The 20,065-nt window shown below is 72.5% G+C and carries 22 protein-coding genes, 2 tRNA genes and 1 other RNA gene; 17 read left to right on the top strand and 8 right to left on the bottom strand.

The window, feature by feature from the left end; all coding sequences use genetic code 11:
- Together E1258_RS14960 and ffs are read right to left on the bottom strand one after the other, a co-directional pair.
- A partial coding sequence (locus E1258_RS14960; protein WP_132401043.1) for a DNA polymerase III subunit gamma and tau occupies positions 1-1,343 on the bottom strand: 1,343 nt, incomplete at its 3' end.
- Positions 1,344-1,471: 128 nt separating this feature from the next.
- Positions 1,472-1,561: signal recognition particle sRNA small type (ffs, locus tag E1258_RS14965), an RNA gene on the bottom strand.
- Positions 1,562-1,643: 82 nt separating this feature from the next.
- Between ffs and E1258_RS14970 the strand changes: the two genes are divergently transcribed.
- Both E1258_RS14970 and E1258_RS14975 read left to right on the top strand, forming a co-directional pair.
- Positions 1,644-1,728 (top strand) — tRNA-Ser (locus tag E1258_RS14970).
- A 260-nt stretch (positions 1,729-1,988) separates the two neighbouring features.
- On the top strand, positions 1,989-3,209 hold the full coding sequence (locus E1258_RS14975; RefSeq protein WP_132401046.1) for a helix-turn-helix transcriptional regulator: 1,221 nt from the start codon (positions 1,989-1,991) through the stop codon (positions 3,207-3,209).
- On the opposite strand, the gene cutA is transcribed toward E1258_RS14975, so the two are convergent.
- Positions 3,166-3,486, bottom strand: a complete 321-nt coding sequence (gene cutA / locus E1258_RS14980) for a divalent-cation tolerance protein CutA (RefSeq protein ID WP_132401049.1) — start codon at positions 3,484-3,486, stop codon at positions 3,166-3,168. The two genes, E1258_RS14975 and cutA, sit on opposite strands and share 44 nt — an antisense overlap.
- 186 nt (positions 3,487-3,672) lie before the next feature.
- Here cutA and E1258_RS14985 point away from each other — a divergent pair, with 186 nt between their 5' ends.
- From E1258_RS14985 to E1258_RS15035, 11 genes are all read left to right on the top strand, one after another.
- Complete coding sequence (locus tag E1258_RS14985) at positions 3,673-3,924, top strand: hypothetical protein (protein ID WP_132401052.1); 252 nt, start codon at positions 3,673-3,675, stop codon at positions 3,922-3,924.
- Positions 3,921-4,118: a hypothetical protein gene (locus E1258_RS14990; RefSeq protein WP_132401055.1), complete on the top strand. Its 198-nt coding sequence runs from the start codon at positions 3,921-3,923 to the stop codon at positions 4,116-4,118. Before E1258_RS14985 ends, E1258_RS14990 begins: the two co-directional genes overlap by 4 nt.
- Entirely contained in the window at positions 4,115-4,372 is a 258-nt protein-coding gene (locus tag E1258_RS14995; RefSeq protein ID WP_132401058.1) for a hypothetical protein, read from the top strand. Before E1258_RS14990 ends, E1258_RS14995 begins: the two co-directional genes overlap by 4 nt.
- 8 nt (positions 4,373-4,380) lie before the next feature.
- Positions 4,381-4,668, top strand: a complete 288-nt coding sequence (locus E1258_RS15000; protein WP_132401061.1) for a hypothetical protein — start codon at positions 4,381-4,383, stop codon at positions 4,666-4,668.
- 89 nt (positions 4,669-4,757) lie between these two features.
- Complete coding sequence (locus E1258_RS15005; protein WP_132401064.1) at positions 4,758-5,282, top strand: hypothetical protein; 525 nt, start codon at positions 4,758-4,760, stop codon at positions 5,280-5,282.
- A gap of 395 nt (positions 5,283-5,677) precedes the next feature.
- Positions 5,678-7,315 carry an FG-GAP-like repeat-containing protein gene (locus E1258_RS15010; RefSeq protein ID WP_243715465.1) on the top strand — a complete coding sequence of 546 codons (1,638 nt, stop codon included), beginning with the start codon at positions 5,678-5,680 and terminating at the stop codon, positions 7,313-7,315.
- Between the two features lie 168 nt (positions 7,316-7,483).
- A complete protein-coding gene (locus tag E1258_RS15015; RefSeq protein ID WP_132401067.1) occupies positions 7,484-8,098 on the top strand; it encodes a hypothetical protein in 615 nt (204 codons plus the stop codon).
- Positions 8,095-8,658, top strand: a complete 564-nt coding sequence (locus E1258_RS15020; protein ID WP_132401072.1) for a hypothetical protein — start codon at positions 8,095-8,097, stop codon at positions 8,656-8,658. The genes E1258_RS15015 and E1258_RS15020 overlap by 4 nt, the downstream gene beginning before the upstream one ends.
- Before the next feature lie 90 nt (positions 8,659-8,748).
- Entirely contained in the window at positions 8,749-10,827 is a 2,079-nt protein-coding gene (locus tag E1258_RS15025; RefSeq protein WP_132401075.1) for an NACHT domain-containing NTPase, read from the top strand.
- Between the two features lie 188 nt (positions 10,828-11,015).
- Complete coding sequence (locus tag E1258_RS15030; RefSeq protein WP_132401078.1) at positions 11,016-11,312, top strand: hypothetical protein; 297 nt, start codon at positions 11,016-11,018, stop codon at positions 11,310-11,312.
- 72 nt (positions 11,313-11,384) lie between these two features.
- Positions 11,385-11,888 (top strand): hypothetical protein, encoded by a 504-nt coding sequence (locus E1258_RS15035; protein ID WP_243715466.1) that lies wholly within the window; start codon positions 11,385-11,387, stop codon positions 11,886-11,888.
- A gap of 75 nt (positions 11,889-11,963) precedes the next feature.
- Here E1258_RS15035 and E1258_RS15040 read toward each other — a convergent pair.
- Positions 11,964-12,050, bottom strand: a tRNA-Ser gene (locus tag E1258_RS15040).
- Between the two features lie 75 nt (positions 12,051-12,125).
- Between E1258_RS15040 and deoD the strand changes: the two genes are divergently transcribed.
- Positions 12,126-12,833: a purine-nucleoside phosphorylase gene (gene deoD, locus E1258_RS15045; RefSeq protein ID WP_132401084.1), complete on the top strand. Its 708-nt coding sequence runs from the start codon at positions 12,126-12,128 to the stop codon at positions 12,831-12,833.
- A gap of 135 nt (positions 12,834-12,968) precedes the next feature.
- On the opposite strand, the gene E1258_RS15050 is transcribed toward deoD, so the two are convergent.
- The 4 genes from E1258_RS15050 to E1258_RS15065 all read right to left on the bottom strand — a co-directional run bounded on the left by E1258_RS15050 (position 12,969) and on the right by E1258_RS15065 (position 15,080).
- Complete coding sequence (locus tag E1258_RS15050) at positions 12,969-13,487, bottom strand: nucleoside deaminase (RefSeq protein ID WP_207919567.1); 519 nt, start codon at positions 13,485-13,487, stop codon at positions 12,969-12,971.
- Positions 13,488-13,725: 238 nt separating this feature from the next.
- A complete protein-coding gene (locus tag E1258_RS15055) occupies positions 13,726-14,256 on the bottom strand; it encodes a tRNA adenosine deaminase-associated protein (protein ID WP_132401087.1) in 531 nt (176 codons plus the stop codon).
- A 139-nt stretch (positions 14,257-14,395) separates the two neighbouring features.
- Complete coding sequence (locus tag E1258_RS15060; protein WP_132401090.1) at positions 14,396-14,599, bottom strand: hypothetical protein; 204 nt, start codon at positions 14,597-14,599, stop codon at positions 14,396-14,398.
- 76 nt (positions 14,600-14,675) lie between these two features.
- Positions 14,676-15,080 (bottom strand): hypothetical protein, encoded by a 405-nt coding sequence (locus tag E1258_RS15065; RefSeq protein ID WP_243715467.1) that lies wholly within the window; start codon positions 15,078-15,080, stop codon positions 14,676-14,678.
- 92 nt (positions 15,081-15,172) lie between these two features.
- Here E1258_RS15065 and E1258_RS15070 point away from each other — a divergent pair, with 92 nt between their 5' ends.
- The 3 genes from E1258_RS15070 (at position 15,173) to E1258_RS15080 (ending at position 20,050) form a co-directional block, all read left to right on the top strand.
- Positions 15,173-15,940, top strand: a complete 768-nt coding sequence (locus E1258_RS15070; RefSeq protein ID WP_132401093.1) for a M23 family metallopeptidase — start codon at positions 15,173-15,175, stop codon at positions 15,938-15,940.
- Between the two features lie 190 nt (positions 15,941-16,130).
- Positions 16,131-18,911, top strand: a complete 2,781-nt coding sequence (locus E1258_RS15075) for a glycosyl hydrolase (protein ID WP_132401096.1) — start codon at positions 16,131-16,133, stop codon at positions 18,909-18,911.
- A gap of 74 nt (positions 18,912-18,985) precedes the next feature.
- Positions 18,986-20,050 carry a PHP domain-containing protein gene (locus tag E1258_RS15080; RefSeq protein WP_132401099.1) on the top strand — a complete coding sequence of 355 codons (1,065 nt, stop codon included), beginning with the start codon at positions 18,986-18,988 and terminating at the stop codon, positions 20,048-20,050.
- Positions 20,051-20,065 lie beyond the last annotated feature (15 nt).

Below are 20,065 nucleotides of genomic sequence, written 5' to 3' on the forward strand. Positions count from 1 at the left end.
ACCGCTTCCGGCGGGACTTCCCGCCGAGGCGCGGCCGGGGGACTCGCCGGGGCGGCGGACGCCGCCGCCGGCGCCGCCTGCGCGGCAGCCGCCGCAGGCGGGGCTGGCGGCTCGGGGCGTACCGCCGGGGCGGGGGCGACCGGCGCTGAGCCGGCGGCGGCCGGCGGCGGCTCGACGCCACCCAGGGTGAACCGGCGCTCCATCCGCTCCAGGCGCTGGAGCAGGCCGCCGGTGGAGTCGTCCGCGCCGGGCAGCAACATGCGGGCGCAGATCAGCTCCAGCAGCAGCCGGGGCGCGGTGGTGCCGCGCATGTCCACCAGGCCGTCGTGCACGATGTCGGCACACCGGGACAGGGTCGCCGGGCCGAGCCGCTGGGCCTGGGCGGTCATCCGCTCGATCTGGTCGGCCGGACCGTCGATCAGGCCCTTCGCGGCGGCGTCGGGCACCTGCTGGAGGACGATCAGGTCGCGCAGCCGCTCCAGCAGGTCGGAGGCGAAGCGGCGCGCGTCGTGCCCGGCCTCGGCCACCCGGTCCACGGTCGCGTACGCCGCCGCGCCGTCCCCGGTCGCGAGGGCGTCGCACATCTCGTCGATCAGCGCCGAGTCGGTCACGCCGAGCAGCGCGGCGGCCCGGGGATAGCTGACCCCCTCCGGGCCGGCACCCGCGATGAGCTGGTCGAGCACGGAGAGGCTGTCCCGGGCGCTGCCGCCGCCCGCGCGCACCACAAGGGGGAACACCGCCGGGTCGACGGTGACCCCCTCGGCCTCGCAGAGCTGCTCGAGGTAGGGGCGGAGCGTCTTCGGCGGGATCAGCCGGAAGGGGTAGTGGTGGGTCCGCGACTTGATCGTGCCGAGGACCTTCTCCGGCTCCGTCGTGGCGAAGATGAACTTGACGTACTCCGGGGGCTCCTCGACCAGCTTGAGCAGGGCGTTGAAGCCGGCCGACGAGACCATGTGCGCCTCGTCGATGACGTAGATCTTGAACCGGCTGCGGGCCGGCGCGAAGAACGCCTTCTCGCGCAGTTCCCGGGCGTCGTCGACGCCACCGTGGCTGGCCGCGTCGATCTCGATGACGTCGATCGAGCCGGACCCGTCGATGGCCAGCGAGCGGCAGGAGTCACACTGGCCGCACGGCTCCGGCGTCGGGCCCTGCTCGCAGTTGAGCGAGCGGGCCAGGATGCGGGCACTGGAGGTCTTGCCGCAGCCGCGCGGCCCGGAGAAGAGGTACGCGTGGTTGAGCCGCCCGCTGCGCAGCGCCTGCGACAGCGGCTCGGTGACGTGCTCCTGGCCGATGATCTCGGCGAAGGTACGCGGCCGGTACTTGCGGTAGAGCGCCAGTGTCACCCGTCCCGCCTCCTCTCGACCGAGCCATTCTGCGCCGGTCGGGCACGGGTGACCACCCACCACCCCGTGACCTGACCCGCAGGCACGGTGACCCGACCCGCAGGTACGCTACCGGCGCCCGGAGACAAAAAGGCCTCCCGTGCACCCGGCAGAGCTCGCTTATCCTTGCTGCCTTCCGGCCCTGGGGAGGTTCACGAGATACCGCCGCACGGGAGGTGCCCCCAACCCTACCCGACGCCCGGTCGATCTTCGGGGGGTGGTGGGGTGGCCGGCGCCCGGCGGACCTGTATCCTGTCCCACGGAGGATTCGCCTAGAGGCCTAGGGCGCACGCTTGGAAAGCGTGTTGGGTTAACACCCTCACGAGTTCGAATCTCGTATCCTCCGCTCACCTGAGCAGCACGAAGATGAAGATCGGGTCCGGTCCGAAGACCGGGCCCGATCTTCATCAGAGGACTGTGGGGAAAATCGGGTCGGCGAGTGAGGCCGACCTCACCTGCGGCAGCCGTCACGCTCGGGCGCGAAACGGCGACTTCAGCATGTTTGCTGCCAGCGCATCGGACTACCCCGATGTACCGTCGACTGTGGCGGCCCGCCGGGGTAGAGGCGGGCGGGCGCCGCCCAGTCCTCTACCTGGGAGCAAGCCCATGTCCGAACCGCCCTTCGCGGCTCGCCTGCGACAGATCCGCGCCGACCGCGGCCTTTCACTACGCAACCTGGCCAAGCTCGCCCACTACGGGAAGTCATACCTGCACGAACTAGAGACGAACGTGAAGGCGCCCAGCCCGCAGGTCGCCCAACGGCTCGACAAGATCCTTGAGGCAGGCGGGGAACTCGCCGCCCTAGCCACCGCTGGCCCGGGACTTCGCCGCCGCGAGTTCGTCGCCGCCGCAGGCCTGGCCGCCGCCCTGCCCCACACACTGCTCGCCCATGGCCGTCGCGTGGGAGCGGACACACCCGGCAGACTCCTCGACCACACCGCCCGGCTACGTCGCCTGGACAACCACCTCGGCGGTGCCGACACCTACCGCCTGTACGCGGCCGAGGTCGACGCGACCGCACATCTTGTCCAAGACGGTTCGTTCAGCGAGACGACCGGCCGGCAACTCCTCGCCGTCCTCGCCGAACAGGCTCAACTCGCCGGGTGGGCCTCCTTCGACGCCGGGCGCCATCACGATGCCGACCGGCTGTACCGGGTCAGCCTCGCCGCAGCACGCGACGCCGACGACGCCGCCCTAGCCGGCAACGGGCTGGCCCTCCTGGCGTACCAGCAGCTCGCCCTCCACAGCAACGCCACCGCCACTGCCACCGCAGCCTGCGCCACCGCCGGTGACGCCGTAACCCCGGGGGTGCGGGCCCTGCTGCACCTACGTGCCGCATGGGCACACGCCCTTGCCGGCGACAACGCAGCTACCGACCGGCACCTCGGCATCGGCACCACCTGCCTGACAGAACATGACGACCGCGCCGAACCAGACTGGGTTTACTGGGTCGACCGCACCGAGGCTGAGATCATGACCGGCCGCTGCTGGACGGTGCTGCACCGACCGGTTCGGGCGATCCCTGCCCTTGAACAGGCGCTGGCCCAGTTCGACGACACTCATGCCCGGGACAAGGCGCTGTACCTGTCGTGGCTGGCCGACGCCTATCTCGACGCCAACGAAGTCGAGCAAGCATGCGCGACCGCCGCGCTGGCTGTTCGGCTGTCCGGTGGGGTCGGGTCGGTCCGGCCCGGTCAACGACTGGAGTCGGTCCTCGATCGGTTGCAGCCCTACACCGCCATGCCCTGCGTTGTCGAGCTTCGCGAACTCGCCGCCGAGGTGTCTACACAGCCACTGACCGGGCCAGCCACGCCAGGTACTCCCTAGAGCCCTCAACGATCGGCACTGCGGTCACCTGCGGATTGCTCCACTGATGGGCGCCGAGCAGATGCTGCTCCAACTCCGGATACCGGGCGGCGGTGGTGAACAGCAGCACCTGCCACTCCTCCCCCGTACCCTGCCTGCCTTCGTGCCAGAACACGCTGATCACCGGGCCGACCACCTGAGCGCCCGCCGCGAGACGGGCGGCCACCGCACCTTCGGCGAGGCTCAGGCCCACCTCACGGCAATCCGTGGCAGTCGACACCTGCACGTAGTCAGTCACGTCGGTGACCCTACTCGCAGGGTGTCCGCGGACAGCGCGGACAGCGAGCGGACAGCCTGCTTCTGTGCCAGCACCTGGGTCGTCGGTGAGGCTGGCGCGTAAGGCGCGGCGGCGGAAGTCCTTCAGGCCCGAGACCCGGTTAGGGGTCGAACTCCGCCGCGCCCTCCACCGACGAGGGAGGCGACCGTGCCCGTCTGGTCCGAGCTATGCGCGATCGCGCGGTGGCTACTCCGCCAGCCCGACCCGCCCCCGCCACCCGGCACCGGTCAGGCCATCCAGGCGGCCGAGCAGGCGGCTGCCCGCCGACAGCTCCTCGGCTTGGCCGAGGCCGAACGGCTACGTAACAGCCGCTGGCACTCGGAGCCGACCCAGCCCAACGCGTACCAGCCGCTCACGTTGGGCCAGCGCACCGGCTACCAGGTGAGGTACGACCGGTGACCCGCATGGTCGACGACCTGGACGCCGGGAGCGTCGCGGCGGTGGCGAGCCTCGTCGTAACCAGCCACGCCGCCGGCCACACCTGCTGGCGATGCACCCCCGCAGGATGCGAAGAGGTCACCTGGGCGCGGGAAGTCCTCACCCTGGCTGACACCGACTGGGCCGCCCTGGAACGGCTGGTGGCCACGTGGTGAGCATCCACGTGGCCGCCGGGGAGCGGCTGTCGCTGCGCACTGGCGAGTGGGCCACCCACGCCGGCCAGCTCGGTACCACATACATCGACATGCGGGTGGCCGACGTCGGCGGCCAGCCCACCGACGTGCCCGGCTGGGTGCGGGTATATGGCCACGGCCTCGAATGCCGGTGGGAGTCGGTGCAGTGCCCGGAGCCGTGGTGCCTGGAACTGCTGGTGACGGTGGAAGCCCTGTACGACGCGGTGAACCGATGAAGGCGGCCGTGCGGGCAACCAAGATCAGGGAAGCGGTGGACCACCGCTACCAGGTGTCCGGTGCACCCGACCTCACCGACTACCGGGGCCGCAAGTTCCGGCCGACGGAGCTGGAGGTGATCGTCATCGACGGCGCGATCTCCACGACCACCGTGCACGGCGTCCTGCTCGGCACCAGCGGACCGTACGGGGGCCGGTACACCGACGCCCGCTGGTACGGGCCGTGGGAGTGGCAGATCCCGCCGCTGCCCGACTGGATCACGGACGTCGCGGCCGACGTCCAGGCCGCCGGGTAGGTGCCGGCGTGCGCTGGAGCCGGGCCCCGCCGCCCCGCCGTAGACTGCCTCCGAGCTGCCACGATTCCCGACCCAGCAGGAGAGCAACCGTGCAGGTATCCCAGGCCCTGGACATCATGGAAGCCCTCTACCGAGCCGCCGAGCACCCGGACATCACCGAGATCAAACGGTATGGCCGGGACGCCGAGCCCGGCGGCCAGTCACCCGCAGGGATCAGGCTGTGGCACGAAAGCGGGTCCAGCTCGATGCTGTGGGCGGCCGTCCCGCAGCGGGACGCCCAGCCCCTGCCGCTCGGCGAGATGCCGCCCCCACGGCTGCGCTTCTGGCGGCTGCTCGTGCTCACCCACCAGATCCTCGACGTCGCCCAGCCCGAGCCGTTCGAGCGCTGGGAGCTGTGCGCCACCCCGGGCGTCGGCTGGACCGAAGACGGTCGGCCGACCCCGTCTGCGCTGCGGATCACCTGCCGCGACCGAACGGTGCTCCATCTGCGGGCCACGGCGACGTCCGGTGACCGGCGCGAGCCAGAGACCGACCCCTACCCGGACTACCAGATTCCCCAAGGAGTCCGCGAATGGCACCACAGAGTCAGTGCTCCGTCTGCGGGGCACGCGTAGGCCCACTCCCGGGTAACCCCTGCCCGCCGCACCAGGCCGAGGGGGGCCGGGGCACCTGCCCCGGCAGCGGCCGACCGACCGTGTGATCCGCAGCCGGCCCTGCACTCGTCGAGTGCGGGGCTGGTCCGCGTATGCCGCTGCTCCGGCTGACCAGGCCCTGCGAGGGATTGCCCCGACCGGATGCGCGTCTGACAACACGCCGCCCGTGCCGGGTCGCCCTGAAGTGACGGACCGGGGTCGGCCGTTCGGTCGGGTGGACTGCCCGGTCGTCTGCCGGCCTGCCCGGTCGTCCGGTTATGGGCGTCGATCGATCCCCCTAGCGTGTCGGGGCGTCCAACAACGAGCGGGGGTTTGTGTTGCGTCGGATAACAACACGTCGGAAGACGGCGGCAAGCGTGTCGGCCCTGGCCGTGGTGGCCGGGCTGGCGGTCGGTGCGCCCGCGCGGGCGGCCGACGAGTTCGGCACCATCACCCGGGAGGGCATCGTCCTCCAGTACCAGCGGGTGGCGAAGGCGGTGACCCCGGTGAAGGGGACCGGCCCCACCCGTTCCGACTTCGACGGCGACGGCCTCGACGACGTCGCGGCCACGGGCGACCCCTCCCAGTCCGATCTGCCCCATTACCCGACCGGGGTCGTCGTCGTGCGCTACTCGTCCGCGCCGCAGGTCGACTACTTCCTGGGCGTCCTGTCGCCGACGGAGGGTGGCTGCGGCTGCTTCGGCATGGCGCTGGTGGCGGGGGACTTCAACGGCGACGGCTACGACGACCTGGCGATCGGCGACTCGGACGAGGTGGACCCGCGCAACAAGGCCCACGCCGGCGGGGTCTGGGTCATCCCGGGCAGCGCCACGGGCCTGGTGGTCGGCGCGGCGAGCCACTTCAACCAGAGTTCGCCGAACGTGCAGGGCGAGCCGGAGAGCTACGACCGGTTCGGGGCGGCGCTCGCGGCGGGTGACATCAACGGGGACGGCCGCGAAGACCTGGCGGTCGGCGCGTACGGGGAGGCGATCGGGGACAAGGCGGACGCCGGTTCGGTCTACGTCCTGTTCGGCGGCACGGGCGGACTCACGGCCACCGGCTCCCAGTACTTCCAGCAGGACCAGGCGGCGGTGCCGGGCGCGGCCGAGAACAACGACCACTTCGGCTACACGCTCGCCATCGGCAAGGTCGACAACAACCGGTACGCGGACCTGGTCATCGGCGCTCCGCACGAGAACGACGGCACGTCCTGGGACGGCAGCGGCATGGTCACCCTGATGTGGGGTTCGGCGAGCGGCGTGTCGACCACGGGCGCGACGTCGGTCACCGGTGGGGCGGTGTACCCGGCGACGGGCAATCCCGACATCGTCGCCTGGTACCTGGGCGAGACCCTCGCGATCGGCGACGTGAACGGCGACGGGCTGGGCGAGGTGATCGCCGGTGCGCCCAGCGCGCAGACCCCGCACATCACGGGCGGGCTCATCGCGGCCTTCACGGGCCGTTCCGGCGGCCTGTCCAGCAGCGCCGTACGCATCATCACGCAGAGCACCACGGGCGTGCCGGGTGATCCGGAGGGCGAGGACCGCTTCGGTGGCTCGCTCGCGGTCGGCGACGTGACCGGCGACGGCAAGGCGGACGTGCTGGTCGGCGTGCCCGGCGAGGACATCGGCTCGACGGACAGCGCCGGCATGATCACCCTGCTGAAGGGCTCTTCCTCGGGCCTGACCGGCAGCGGCGCGCAGGGCTTCGATCAGAACCACTCGGTGGTGCCGGGCTCGGCCGAGCCCGGCGACCTGTTTGGCGCCTCCGTCGCGCTGCTGAACCTCGACGGCACCGGCGGGCTGGACGCCGTCGTGGCGTCGACCGGGGAGGAGGTGGCGGGCGACACCCCCGGATACGCCTCGGGCTCCATCGCCGCGTTCCACGGCTCCTCCGGTGGGCTCGTGCCGCAGGCCACCTCGTGGAGCGGCGCGTCCCTGCGCACCGACCGCGTCTGGCCCGAGCGGTACGGCATGCGCATCGCCGGGCCGCAGAGCGGCGGCTCGCTCTACTGATCGGTATAGCCGAAGGGCCGACCCCGGGCGGGGCCGGCCCTTCGACACGTCCGTCCCGGCTCGGCGACGGCCGGGTGCGCACCCGGTACGGTCCGGGGCAGCGCCGGCGCCACATCCCCGGTCGCACACATGTTCTATCCACAGGCTGTGGACGCCCGAAGGGATCCAATGAGTTACCAGCTCAGCGCCGTGGTGGCCGACGTCGAGCTGCTTCGCGAGCGGACCGCCGACCTGGATCACGCCGTGCTCGCCGCGCTGCGGCAGGACTTCGCGCTGTTGCCGGTCACGCCGCAGCTCGTACAGGAGCTGACCGGGTCGCTGCCGGACTACGCGGTCGGGCAACCCGGCCCGGAGCAGCCGTTCGAACTGGTGCTGTCGCCGACCCTGACCGGGCTGTTCGCGGGGTGGTCCCGCCTCGGGCCGGTGACGTACCTGGAGGCGGAGTTCGCCGGGGGTCTCGGGCGGCAGGCGGCGGTGGTCTGGCTCGCCGGGGCGGTGAGCTGGGGGCCGCACTTCGACGACGTGTTGGACGCCCCGCGCGGGCAGTGGCCGCTGAACGCGGCGTTGACCCGCATCGGCGCGGAGCCGGGCCGGTGGATCGACCCGTTCGCCGAGCTGGGCCTGCACCTGGAGCGGAACACCGCCGGCTGGCTGGCGCACGGGCGGCGCGGGCTGACCGCCGACTACTGGGACGAGCTGGCCGAGGAGTGGGAATTCGGGGAATCCGGCGATCGGCAGCAACCTGAACGCCCCCGTCCCGTTGGGGACTGGGGGATTCCATGAAATTGCGACAATTCGTTTTCATTGCGACACTGCTCGCGGCTGCCTCGATCGCGGGCAGCGGCGTACGTCCACAAGGGTCGGTCGACGCCGGCGGCGACGCGCGCCCGCCCGGGCCGCCGCCCGACGCCGGCCAGTCGGCCGACGAGGTCGTCGACCTCAACGGCCTGCGCAACGTCGAGTTCGGCGACACCGAGGAGGACCTGACGCGGCGCGGGATGCTGACGTCCGACGTCGACGCCTGCGGGCCCACGCTCGCCGGGCACGGCGCCGTCAGCCCGATCTTCGTCGACAACCGGCTGGTGCTGCTCTGGCTCGACGACCCGGTCCGCACGCCGCAGGGCATCGGCGTCGGCACACCGATCGACGAGGTCCGGGCCCGCTACCGGTCGGTCAGCCCGCTCGACGCTCCCCAACGGACGTACCGGTTCGACGGGCTGCTGGCCCGCAGCGGCGACCGCGGGTACCTCTTCCTGCACGACGGGCACACGGTCCGGAAAATCATCGCCGGGTACGCCGACTGGGCCCGCCGCCTCTTCGACGAGGGCTACGGCCCCTGCTGAGACGAGGGCTGCGGCCCCTGCTGACAGGCACGACCGGCGCGTACCCGATCATGGGTTGTGCCCACGCGGACCGGACGGTAGAGACGACGCATGCGTCGGGTAGCCACGGTCGTCCTCTCGGTGGTCTGCGTGACCCTGCTGGGCGTCGCCACCAACGTCGCCACGGGGGCGTTGCCGGCCCGGTGGACGCCGCACCTGTGGCTCGCCTGGCCGGCGCTCGTCGTCGTGGTCGCGGCGCTGACGGTGGTCGAGGTCCGGCGGGCCCGCGAGTCCGCGCCGGTCACCGGCGTGACCGCGACGCACGCCCGCCGGGTCCTGCTCGACCGGGTACGCCGGTACTGGATCACCAGCGTGCTGGAGCGTTCCCTGCACCGGGAGGCGCGGATCCAGCTCGGCATCACCGCGTCGGCCGACGACCGTCGGTACCCGTGGACGCTGCGGGCCACCCACCGCGGCGGCTTCACCGGTGTCCTCGACGGGGGCGCGTCCGTGGCCGGCCTCTTCGAGCGGCTCGACCGGGCCGTGGTGATCCTCGGGGCACCCGGCTCCGGCAAGACGACCACCCTGCTCGAACTCGCCCGGGAGCTGGTCGACGCGGCCGGGCGGGACCCGGACGCCCCGATCCCGGTGGTGCTGAACCTCTCGTCGTGGGCCACCCGACGCCCGCCGCTGGAGCAGTGGCTCGCCGCCGAACTCACCGAGCGGTACGGCATCCCGTCCCGGCAGGCGGGCGCGTGGATCGAGTCCGGCGCGATCCTGCCCCTGCTCGACGGCCTCGACGAGGTGGCCGCGACCCGCCGCGACGAGTGCGCGGCGGCGATCGCCGCGTTCCACGCCCGGCAGCCGCTCACCCCGATCGCGGTCTGCTGCCGCGAGTGGGAGTACCGGCAACTCCGCGCCGGCCTGCCCGTCTACGGCACGGTGACGATCCAGCCGCTGACCCGGCCGCAGATCGAGCGGTACCTAAACCGGTCCGGGCCCGCCCTCGCCGGCCTCCGGGCCGCCCTCACCGCCGACGAGGGCCTGTGGGAGTTCACCGGGTCGCCCCTGCTGCTCACCATCATGGGGCTGGCCTACGCCGACGGTCCCGGCCCGGCCGCCGGCCCCGACGGTCGCCGCACCCGCCTCTTCACCCGGTACGTCGAGACGATGCTGCGGCACCGTCCGCACCCGGCGTACCGGCCGGAGCAGGCCATCCGGTACCTCTCGGTGCTCGGCCACGAGTTGCGCAGACGGCAGCAGACCATCTTCGTCCTCGACCTGGTCGCTCCGGACTGGTCGCCGCGCTGGGTCACCCCGAGCGCCGACCTGCTCAGCCGGGCGCTGGCCAGCGTCGCCGTGGGCGGGCTGGTCGCCCTGCTCGGGGCCGGTCTGCTCGGCTGGCCCGGCCTCGCGGTCGGCGCGACGGCGGGGGCGCTGACCGCGCTCGGCCTGGCCCTCGCAGAGTACGAGGACCTCGTCCTGATCGCCTCCCGGGAACGGCGGCCGGAGGACCGGCGACCCCTCCGGGTCGACTGGGTGACCGACACCGCGAGGGAACTACGCGACGTGGCCGGCAACGCCGGCATCGGGTGGGCGACCGTGGCCGCGGCCCTCGTGGTCGGGCTGGCCTTCGGCCTCACCGACGAGCTGCACGGCTGGCCCGGCATGCTCGCCGACCTCGCGTACTGGCTCGGGTTCCTGCTGGCCACCCTGCTCGCCCTGGCCGTCACCGGTGCCACGCTGTTCGACCTCTACCTGGTCGGCCCGCCCGGCGGCGCGCCGCGCCGGGAGATCCCGAGCCCCGCCCTGCGGCAGCGGCTCCGTTCGGCCGCGATGGGCGCACCGCCGCTGGGCCTGGTCACCGGCGCCCTCGCCGCTCTACTCGTCGGCTCGGCCCGCACCGGCGCCGACGGCCTCCGGTACGGGGCGGTGGTCGGGGCGTTCGCCGCGTCGTACCTGCTGGTGGCCGTCGCGCTCGGGCCGGTCATCGAGCAGTGGCTGGTCCGCCGGCGGCTCGCCCGCGACGGCGTCCTGCCCCGACCGCTGCGGCCGTTCCTCGACTACGCCGTGCAGTGCCTGTTCCTGCGGGACGTCGGCGACGGGTACATCTTCGTCCACCGGGAACTGCTGGAGTTCTTCGCCGACCGGCTGACCCGACCTTCCACCCAGGTTGTCCCACACCCCTGACGCCGGGCCGAAGAATGGAAAAAATCCGGCCCGGCCGGTTTGGTTTTCCGGCCTAGCGGATCTCGGACAGAGACGAGCCCCCCGACGCCTCGGTGCGGCATTGTTCTGGTCGGCGACGAGCCGACGCCGACAAACCACGCCGAGGAGCAGGTCTCGGCCACTCCGTCGCCCCCGACCGGTACGAGGGCGTGGCTGGCCTGCTGGCGAAGGCGTTCGACGCGGCGGCCCGGCCGGACATCGGCGAGGGCGAGTACGACGGCATCGAGGTCGAGAAGCTGCGGCGGCAGGAGACCGCCGCCTGGGAGGTGTTCGCCGAGTTCTGGCCGGAGCTGCCGTTCTGCCCGGTGCAGCGGGAGACGGACAGCATCGCCAAACGGACCCAGCGCCCCGAGATCGAGGTCACCGAGATCCTGGTGCCGGACGTCACCGAGGGCGCGGGCACGTCCGTGACGGTTCCGGTGGTGCCCAACTCGATCAAGGGCTGATCCGGTGAAACATCGGACTGGCTTCCTGGCATAAGGAGGTGGAAACACTACCACCTGGAGGTCAACGTGCCAATGAATGAACGCATCGCTCCGCAGGCCACCGTGGTCGGCAAGAGCCGGCGTCGGCTCTCGCGTGCCGGGTTGATCGCGGCGGTCACCGCCGCGGTGGTAGCGGCCGGCGCTGGTACGGCCGCCGCTGTCGCATACCTCACCGAGGAAACCGTGGCCAACGGCATGCCCGGCGCCGCCGTGATCTTCGAAGACACCGACCCGTCGTGCACCACGACCGACCACGTCGTTTTCGACTGCACCCTCAGCCGCGCCCCCAAGTCCGACGTACTGCCCAACCCGGCCAAGCAGGAGAAGGCAAAGCCCGCACCCCAGCCCACGACAACCGACTTCACCAACGTCAAGGAGATGTTCGTCGACGGCCAGGGCAACATCGCCGGCGGCTGCAACGGCGTGGACGCCGCCGGGCTGCACTGGATCTGCTACGCCGGCCAACGAGCGGTAACCGAGGGCATCATCACCCAGGACCTACTCGGCCAGCACCTGGAAGCGCCGACCCGCGGCTGACCAGAACTGAGACCACAAGCGAAAGCGCCCGGTGCGATCCTCGCGGATCGACCGGGCGTTCTCGCTGTTCACGAGCGGTGGCGGCGGGATTTGAACCCGCGGAGGGCGTAAACCCTCACACGCTTTCGAGGCGTGCTCCTTAGGCCACTCGGACACGCCACCGCCGACGAGGGTACAGGACCCCGGGCCCGCATGCCGAACCGGTATCCCCCTGGCCGGCCTGGCAGGATCTTTGCCATGAGTACGCACATCGGCGCGAAGCCGGGAGAGATCGCCGAGCGGGTCCTGATGCCAGGCGACCCGCTGCGGGCCAAGTGGATCGCGGAGACCTACCTCGAGGACGTCAAGTGCTACTCGACGGTCCGGGGCATGCTGGGCTTCACCGGCCGCTGGAACGGGGTGGAGGTTTCCGTCCAGGGTTCCGGCATGGGCATGCCGTCCGCCTCCATCTACGCCCACGAGCTGATCAACGAGTACGGCGTGAAAACCCTGATCCGGGTCGGCTCCTGCGGGGCGCTGACCGAGGAGCTGCGACTGCGGGACGTGGTGGCCGCGATCGGTTCGTCCACCGACTCGAACATGAACCGGATGCGTTTCGCCGGGCTGATCGACTACGCCCCGGTCGCGGACTTCGGCCTGCTGCGTACGTCGGTCGAGGTGGCCGAGCGGCGCGGCATCACCATGCGGGTGGGCCCGATCCTGGCCGCGGACGCCTTCTACACCGACCGGCCGGACCTCTACGACAGCCTCGCCGACTACGGCGTCCTGGCGGTGGAGATGGAGTCGGCGGCGCTCTACACCATCGCCGCCCGGTTCCGCGCCCGCGCGCTGACCATCCTCACGGTCAGCGACCACATCAAGACCGGCGAGAAGACCACCTCGGAGGAGCGCGAGCAGACCTTCTCCCAGATGGTCGAGATCGGCCTGGACACGGCCATCGCCTGACGGCCGGGGCCGGCGGCCCGTTGGGACGGGACTCCTGACAGATCAACTCGCGTCGAAGCGAGGCGATCATCGGGAGTCCCGTCGTGGAGATCGGCACGCAACGTTGGCATCCCCGATCGAGCGGTCCTGCCCCAGTCAGCGGAAGAAGGCGCGCAGGACGGCGGAGTTCTCCGCCTCCAGCACACCGCCGTAGACCTCGGGGCGGTGGTTGAGCCGCCGGTCGCGCAGGACGTCCCAGAGCGAGCCGGCCGCCCCGGTCTTGGGCTCCCAGGTTCCGAAGACGACCGTCGCTATCCGGGCCAGCACGATGGCCCCGGCACACATCGTGCAGGGTTCCAGCGTCACCACGAGGGTGCAGTCGTCCAGCCGCCACCGGCCCAGGCGTTCGGCGGCCCGGCGCAGCGCCAGCACCTCCGCGTGCGCGGTCGGGTCCCCGGTCAACTCCCGCTCGTTACGCCCCGAGGCCAGCTCGGTGCCGTCCGGGCCGTAGATCACCGCACCGACCGGCACGTCGTCGGCCATCGGTGCGCCGCCCGCCGGTTCCGGCCCGGCGGAAGACGATCCCGCGTCGGCGAGGGACGGTTGGGCGCGAGGGGAGCCAGGAAGGGAATTCGGCTCGGGGCCGGTGACTGCGATCTGGAGCGCGCGCCGCATCCACAGCTCGTGCCGCTGCCGGCGACCCGCGCCGCCCGGGTCCGCGAGGCCCTCGTCGGCACCCGGCCCGACCCGCTGCGGCGATCCCGGGGTCGGCTGCCCCGGCCGCACGCGGCCCAGCGCCGGATCGGTGGCGTCCGCCGGCTCGGCGGCCCCCGCCAGCGGCGACCCGCCGCCCGGCAGCTCGACCTCACCGGGCGAAGGCTCACCGGGCGAAGGCTCACTGGTGGGGGGCGGCTCAGATGCCACGCAGCTCCTCGACCTCGTCGGCGCAGCCGAGGACCTGGCACACCTCGGCGGTCACGTCGGCCGGCAGCATGCCCTCGTGGGCGCAGAGGCGGAGCAGCCGCTGCGCGGGGATGCCCAGGTCGGCGAGGATGTCCGCGTCGCCGACCGGATCGGCCTCCGGGTCGACGGCCGGCTGCTCGCTGTCGTCGTCGGCGGTGCCGGTGCCCGGGCGCGGCTCCTCGGTGTCGTCGAAGCCGGTGACCGGCCCCTTGAGGTCGCCGACCAGCAGGGCACCGAGCCGGGACTCCTCGGCGTACGCGGAGTCGGAGCCGAACACCCGCAGGTCCTCGCCCTCGTCCAGGCGCAGTATTACCAGGTAGGCATCGTCGGCCTCGACGAAGAGCAACGACAGGTCAGCGTCGGGCTCGACGTCGCGCAGCCGGTCGGCGACCTCGTCGACGTCGGTGACCCCGCGCAGGTTCACCTCTGCGGCGGTCCAGCCGCCCGCGTCGCGCACCACGGCGGCAGCGAAGTACGACACGGTTTCCCCCAAGTTTGCCTCGGCACAGCACGCCGACTCGTTACGCGTGCACGTTAACCGGTCGGGTCGGCAGGCGACCGGTCAACGCCCCGAAGGGCCGGTCAATCCCGTGGAAAGTGTGGCTGGTCGGCCGGAGCCGTCAGCCCGCGACACGGCGTCGGGTGGCAATGAGTTGCCGCAGCCGCTCGGTGCGCGCGCGCTGGGGCCGCTCCCGCTCGCGTCCCGCTCGGGCCCCCGCCAGCTCGGCGAGAATCTGGAGGCGGCGGCGGCTCCGCTCGGGGTCGAGCCGCGGGGTGGTCCAGGCCATACCGCCGAGAGTGCGCCGTCCGAGCGAGTACGTCAAGACGGGATTCGGTGTGCAGCCGATCGGCGACCGACGGTGGCGTCACGGGCTGGCCGGCTGCGCCGCGAACGGCCCGTCACCACAGGGGCCAGTCGCCCGTCGTCGCCCACTTCACGGCCACCACGGCGGCGGCGACGCTCCAGCCGCCGGCGGTGACGATCGCGACGCCGGTGGCGACGCCCCGGTCGCCGAAGCGCACCAGCGCCAGGGCGGCCAGCCAGGCCAGCCCGCCGGCTACGATCGTCCACCAGGCGTACGTCGGGACGTCGCGGCCGAGCAGCGCGAACAGCACGAGCCAGGCGGCGGTGACGGCGGCACCGGAGGCGACCGCCGCCCCGGTCACCGGGTGCGGTTCGCGCCAGGTCGGCCGCGACGGCGGCCCGGAGGGGAACAGCCCCGAGGGGGTACGCGAGCCGGGGTGGGCGTGCTGCTCAGGGGCGACCCGTGTCGGGTCGGCCGGGAGGGCGGGCTGCCAGGTCATCGGCTCACTCCATCCGCCGGGTGCCACAGGGAACGGGGCGGACACCCCGGACCGTACCCTCCCCACCGTAACTGTTCTGTCAGGATGACCGAATGTCCTCGCGCTCCCCGCGCCGGCGCCGCACGCGCGCGGCGTACCCGGTTCTGCTGCTGCTCGCGCCGGTGCTTGCCGCCGGTTGCGGCGCGCCGCCGCCGAACCGGGCGCCCAGCGGCGGGTGGGTGGCCCCGACCGGGCTGGTCACCGGCGGGCAGCCGGCCGCACCCGCGCCGTCGGCCATCCCGTCGAGCGCCGGGCCGTCGGCGTCGTCGGCGCGGCCCCGCACCGGGCTGCCGCACGTCTTCCCGGTGCGCGCGGACGACGTCGCCTACCACCCGACCCACTCGGCGTACCCGGGGACGGACATCTTCGCCGACTGCGGCGAGCCGGTGGTCGCGGTGACCGACGGGACGATCCTTGAGGTGAGCCGGGTGGACCGGTTCGACAAGCGGGGGCCGCGGGGTCCGCACAACGGTGGCCTGTCGGTGTCGCTGCGCGGCGACGACGGGGTGCGCTACTACGGCTCACACCTGAGCGCGATCGCCGATGGGGTCGACGCCGGTACGCGGGTGCGGGCCGGGCAGCAGCTCGGCCGGGTGGGCCGCACGGGCAACGCCAACAACGTCTGCCACCTGCACTTCGGCATCTCCCCGGAGTGCACGGGCCGGGGGGACTGGTGGATCCGGCGCGGGGTGGTCTGGCCGGCGAGGTACCTCGACTCGTGGCGGCGCGGCGGAAACCGGGAGCCGGCCGCCGAGGTCGCCGCGTGGCACCGCGAGCACGGCTGCCCGAAGGCGCCGAAGACCGGCGGCGGGGACAGCTGACCGGCCGAACAAGAGGCTCGGCCTGGGGCGACCGACCGGCCGTTGGGAGCGGAACCAGAGACGGTCCAATCGCGACATCACGGCTTGAGCGGCCGGAAACATTGACGAGCGTCTCGGATACCGGTTAACGTCCCGACAAGAGAGAGCGCTCTCACAGGTAACGAACCTCCCCAATCCCGACCAAGCGCCGATGCCGGCCGGTCCGGCGTACCCGCGCGATGGAGGCACCGTGACACCTCCCGCACCACACCACCGCCGCCTCTGGGCCCTCGCCTCGTCCACCGTCCTCGCCCTCGCCGCCGGCGGCCTCGCCGTGGCCGTCAACACGGTCCCCGCCCGGGCCGCCTCAGTCGGCGCCGGCAGCTACACCACCACGCCCGTCGGCCCGCTGCCCTCCGGCTGCGGGCAGATCTCCACCAACCCCCGGCAGCACGTCACCGCCGACGCCCCGGCCGGGGCCGTGCCCACCAACGACTGGTGGTCGTCGCTGCTGTTCAAGCGCACCGACTGCGCCTACAGCGAGCCGCTGCACGCCCACCCACTGTCCTACGACACGTTCACCGACGGGCTCGGCTTCTCGGCCAACTCGACGCCCGTGATCAGCGGCACCGCCACCGGGGTCGGCGAGTTCCACTACCCGTACACGCAGGACATCCGGGTCGGCGTCGCCGGGCTCGCCGCGCCGACCGTGAAGGTCGCCGGCTGGACCGACTGGACCGTCACCCCGTACTGGAGCGACGGCGCCCGCACCCTGCGCGCCACCATCGGCCACGGCCTGCCGTTCGCGTACTTCCAGGCCACCGGCGGCGACGCCGTCGTCGACACCAGCAGCACCCCGACCGTGTGGTCGAACAGCGGCGCGACCATCGGCTTCACCGTCGCCCGCCACGACTACGTCGCGTACGCGCCGAGCGGCGCGAGCTGGACGGTCAGCGGGGGCCGGATCTCGTCCACCCTCGCGGGCCGGGGCTACTTCTCCGTCGCCCTGCTGCCCACCACCGCCGGCAGCACCGCCGCCGAGCGCACCAGCCTGGCCGCCTCCTACGGCCGGTACGCGCACGCCCACGTCACCGACACCCGCGTCTCGTACGCCTACGACCAGGCCACCAGCCGGATGACCACCACGTACGCCTACACCACCACCGCCCGGGAGGGCACCACGAAGCAGACCGTGGTGAGCCTCTACCCGCACCAGTGGAAGACGCTGACCGGCTCCACGCCGATCACTCAGACGTACCCGTCGGCGCGCGGCCGGATGAAGGTCCTCGCCGGCGTCACCCAGTTCCGCACCGCCACTACCTTCCACGGGGTGCTGCCGGAGCTGCCGGCCGTCGGGGACGGCTCCGGGGCCGACCTGGCCACCCTGCGCGACCAGCTCGCCGCCGTCCGGGGCAACCCGATGGACCAGCGCGGCGGCGACACGTACTGGACGGGCAAGGGCCTCGGCCGGGCCGCCCGGATCGCCGAGGTGGCCGACCTCGTCGACGACACCGCAACCCGGGACAGCGCGCTGAACGCCATCCGGATCACCCTCACCGACTGGTTCACCGCCTCGCCCGGTAAGACCGCGAAGGTCTTCTACTACGACCAGAACTGGGGCACCCTGATCGGCTACCCGGCCTCGTACGGGTCCGACCAGGAGCTCAACGACCACCACTTCCACTACGGCTACTTCATCGCCGCAGCGGCCACCCTGGCCAAGTTCGACCCGCAGTGGGCCTCCGACGCGCGCTACGGCGGCATGGTGGACCTGCTCATCCGGGACGCCGACAACTACGACCGCGCCGACACCCGGTTCCCGTACCTGCGGGACTTCGACATCTACGCCGGCCACGACTGGGCCTCCGGGCACGGCTCGTTCGGGGCGGGCAACAACCAGGAGTCCTCGTCGGAGGGGATGAACTTCGCCAACGCCCTGATCCAGTGGGGCCAGGCCACCGGCGACGCCGCCGTCCGGGACGCCGGCATCTTCCTGTACACCACTCAGGCGGCGGCGATCCAGGAGTACTGGTTCGACCACGCCGACGAGAACTTCCCGGCCGGGTTCGGGCACTCCACGGTCGGCATGGTCTGGGGCGACGGCGGCGCGTACGCGACCTGGTTCAGCGCCGAGCCGGAGATGATCCAGGGCATCAACCTGCTGCCGGTCACCGGCGGCCACCTCTACCTCGGCTACGACCCCGCCTACGTGCGCACGAACTACGCCGAGCTGGTGCGCAACAACAACGGGCAGCCGACCGTGTGGCAGGACATCCTCTGGCAGTTCCAGGCGCTCGGCGACGCCGGCACGGCGCTGTCGAACCTGCGGGCCAATCCCGGGTACCCACCGGAGGAGGGGGAGAGCCGCGCGCACACCTTCCACTGGATCCGCAACCTCGCCGCGCTCGGCACGGTGAACACCACGGTCAGCGCGAACCACCCGCTGAGCGCGGTGTTCACCCGCAACGGGGCACGGACGTACGTGGCGTCGAACATCACCGCCTCGCCGATCACCGTACGGTTCTCCGACGGCACCACCCTCGCCGTGCCGGCCGGGAAGACGGCCACCACCGGGGCGTACACGTGGAGCGGCGGCAACGCAGGCGGCGGCGTGCCCCCGACGGGCACCCCGACCAACGCCAAGGTGTTCACCGCGACCGGCCTCAACCTCACGTACGCCGGCGGGCAGACCGCGTTCGACCTGTTCCTCGACGCCGGCACCGCCGTCGGCAACGGGGTGCAGGTGCGGCTCTCCTACGATCTCACCGGCAACGGGGGCTGGGAGCGGGTGGAGACGTACCGCTACTTCGCCACCGACCCGATCCCCGGGTACGAGCACTACACCCAGGCCGCCGGGCTGCTGGCCAGCAGCGGCACGCTCGGCAACCTGGCCAACGGCACCGTGCAGGTGGAGGTCTGGTCGGCGATCGGGAGCAACCCGAGCACCCTCGGCCTCGGCAACCAGTCGGTCGTGAAGCTGCCGTACTCCTGATCCGACGCACCACCGAACCCCGCGCCGCCGGTCGTAGCTCCCGACCGGCGGCGCGGGCGCGTAGGTTGCAGGGCATGACCGACCGGGACCCCATCGCCGACCTGCGCCGGATCGCGTTCCTGCTGGAACGGGCCAACGAGGCGACGTACCGGGTGCGGGCGTTCCGGTCGGCGGCGAAGGCCCTGGCCGCGCTGCCGGCGACGGAGCTGGCCGAGCGGGCCCGCACCGGGAAGCTCACCGAGCTGGCCGGCGTGGGCGACGTCACGGCCCGTTGTGTCGCGGAGTCGCTGGCCGGCGAGGAGCCGGTCTACCTGCGCCGGCTGGTCGCCACCGAGGGCACCGACCTGGACGCCGCCGCGACCGCCCTGCGCTCGGCGCTGCGCGGCGACTGCCACACCCACTCCGACTGGTCCGACGGCGGCTCGCCGATCGAGGAGATGGCGCTCGCGGCGGTCGAGCTGGGCCACGAGTACGTCGTGCTGACCGACCACTCGCCCCGGCTGAAGGTGGCCCGGGGCCTCACGGCGGACCGGCTGCGCCGCCAGCTCGATCACGTGGCGGCGGTCAACGAGGCGCTGCCCGAGGGGTTCCGCATCCTGACCGGCATCGAGGTGGACATCCTCGCCGACGGCTCGCTGGACCAGGACGAGGAGCTGCTGGCCCGTCTCGACGTGGTGGTCGGCTCGGTGCACAGCGGGCTGAACGACGAGCGGGGCCGGATGACCCGGCGGATGCTGGCCGCGATTGCCAACCCGCACCTAGACGTCCTCGGTCACTGCACCGGCCGGATGGTGTCGTCGCGCCCGGCGGGGGTGACCGGGGCGGGCGACCGGGCGCACCGCACACGTACCCGGGCCGAGAGCGACTTCGACGCGGACGCCGTCTTCGCCGCGTGCGCCGAGCACGACGTCGCCGTCGAGATCAACTCCCGCCCGGAGCGGCAGGACCCGCCGAAGCGGCTGATCCGGCGGGCGCTGGAGGCGGGCTGCCTGTTCGCGATCAGCACCGACGCGCACGCGCCCGGCCAGCTCGACTGGCAGCGGTTCGGCTGCGAGCGGGCGGCCCTGTGCGGCGTCCCCGCCGACCGGGTGGTCAACACCTGGCCGGCGGACCGCCTCGTGGCGTGGGCCCGGAGTTGATGATCGGCGTGCGCC

The sequence above is a fragment of the Micromonospora sp. KC207 genome (genome assembly GCF_004348615.1).
Lineage (GTDB): Bacteria > Actinomycetota > Actinomycetes > Mycobacteriales > Micromonosporaceae > Micromonospora.

What these genes read in the sequence shown, in the direction of transcription:
- E1258_RS14975 (WP_132401046.1), top strand. Translation starts at nt 1,989, where the DNA reads ATGTCCGAACCGCCCTTCGCGGCTCGCCTGCGACAGATCCGCGCCGAC.
- E1258_RS15015 (WP_132401067.1), top strand. Translation starts at nt 7,484, where the DNA reads ATGAGTTACCAGCTCAGCGCCGTGGTGGCCGACGTCGAGCTGCTTCGC.
- E1258_RS15020 (WP_132401072.1), top strand. Translation starts at nt 8,095, where the DNA reads ATGAAATTGCGACAATTCGTTTTCATTGCGACACTGCTCGCGGCTGCC.
- E1258_RS15025 (WP_132401075.1), top strand. Translation starts at nt 8,749, where the DNA reads ATGCGTCGGGTAGCCACGGTCGTCCTCTCGGTGGTCTGCGTGACCCTG.
- E1258_RS15035 (WP_243715466.1), top strand. Translation starts at nt 11,385, where the DNA reads ATGAATGAACGCATCGCTCCGCAGGCCACCGTGGTCGGCAAGAGCCGG.
- deoD (WP_132401084.1), top strand. Translation starts at nt 12,126, where the DNA reads ATGAGTACGCACATCGGCGCGAAGCCGGGAGAGATCGCCGAGCGGGTC.
- E1258_RS15050 (WP_207919567.1), bottom strand. Translation starts at nt 13,487, where the DNA reads ATGCGGCGCGCGCTCCAGATCGCAGTCACCGGCCCCGAGCCGAATTCC.
- E1258_RS15065 (WP_243715467.1), bottom strand. Translation starts at nt 15,080, where the DNA reads ATGACCTGGCAGCCCGCCCTCCCGGCCGACCCGACACGGGTCGCCCCT.
- E1258_RS15070 (WP_132401093.1), top strand. Translation starts at nt 15,173, where the DNA reads ATGTCCTCGCGCTCCCCGCGCCGGCGCCGCACGCGCGCGGCGTACCCG.
- E1258_RS15075 (WP_132401096.1), top strand. Translation starts at nt 16,131, where the DNA reads ATGCCGGCCGGTCCGGCGTACCCGCGCGATGGAGGCACCGTGACACCT.
- E1258_RS15080 (WP_132401099.1), top strand. Translation starts at nt 18,986, where the DNA reads ATGACCGACCGGGACCCCATCGCCGACCTGCGCCGGATCGCGTTCCTG.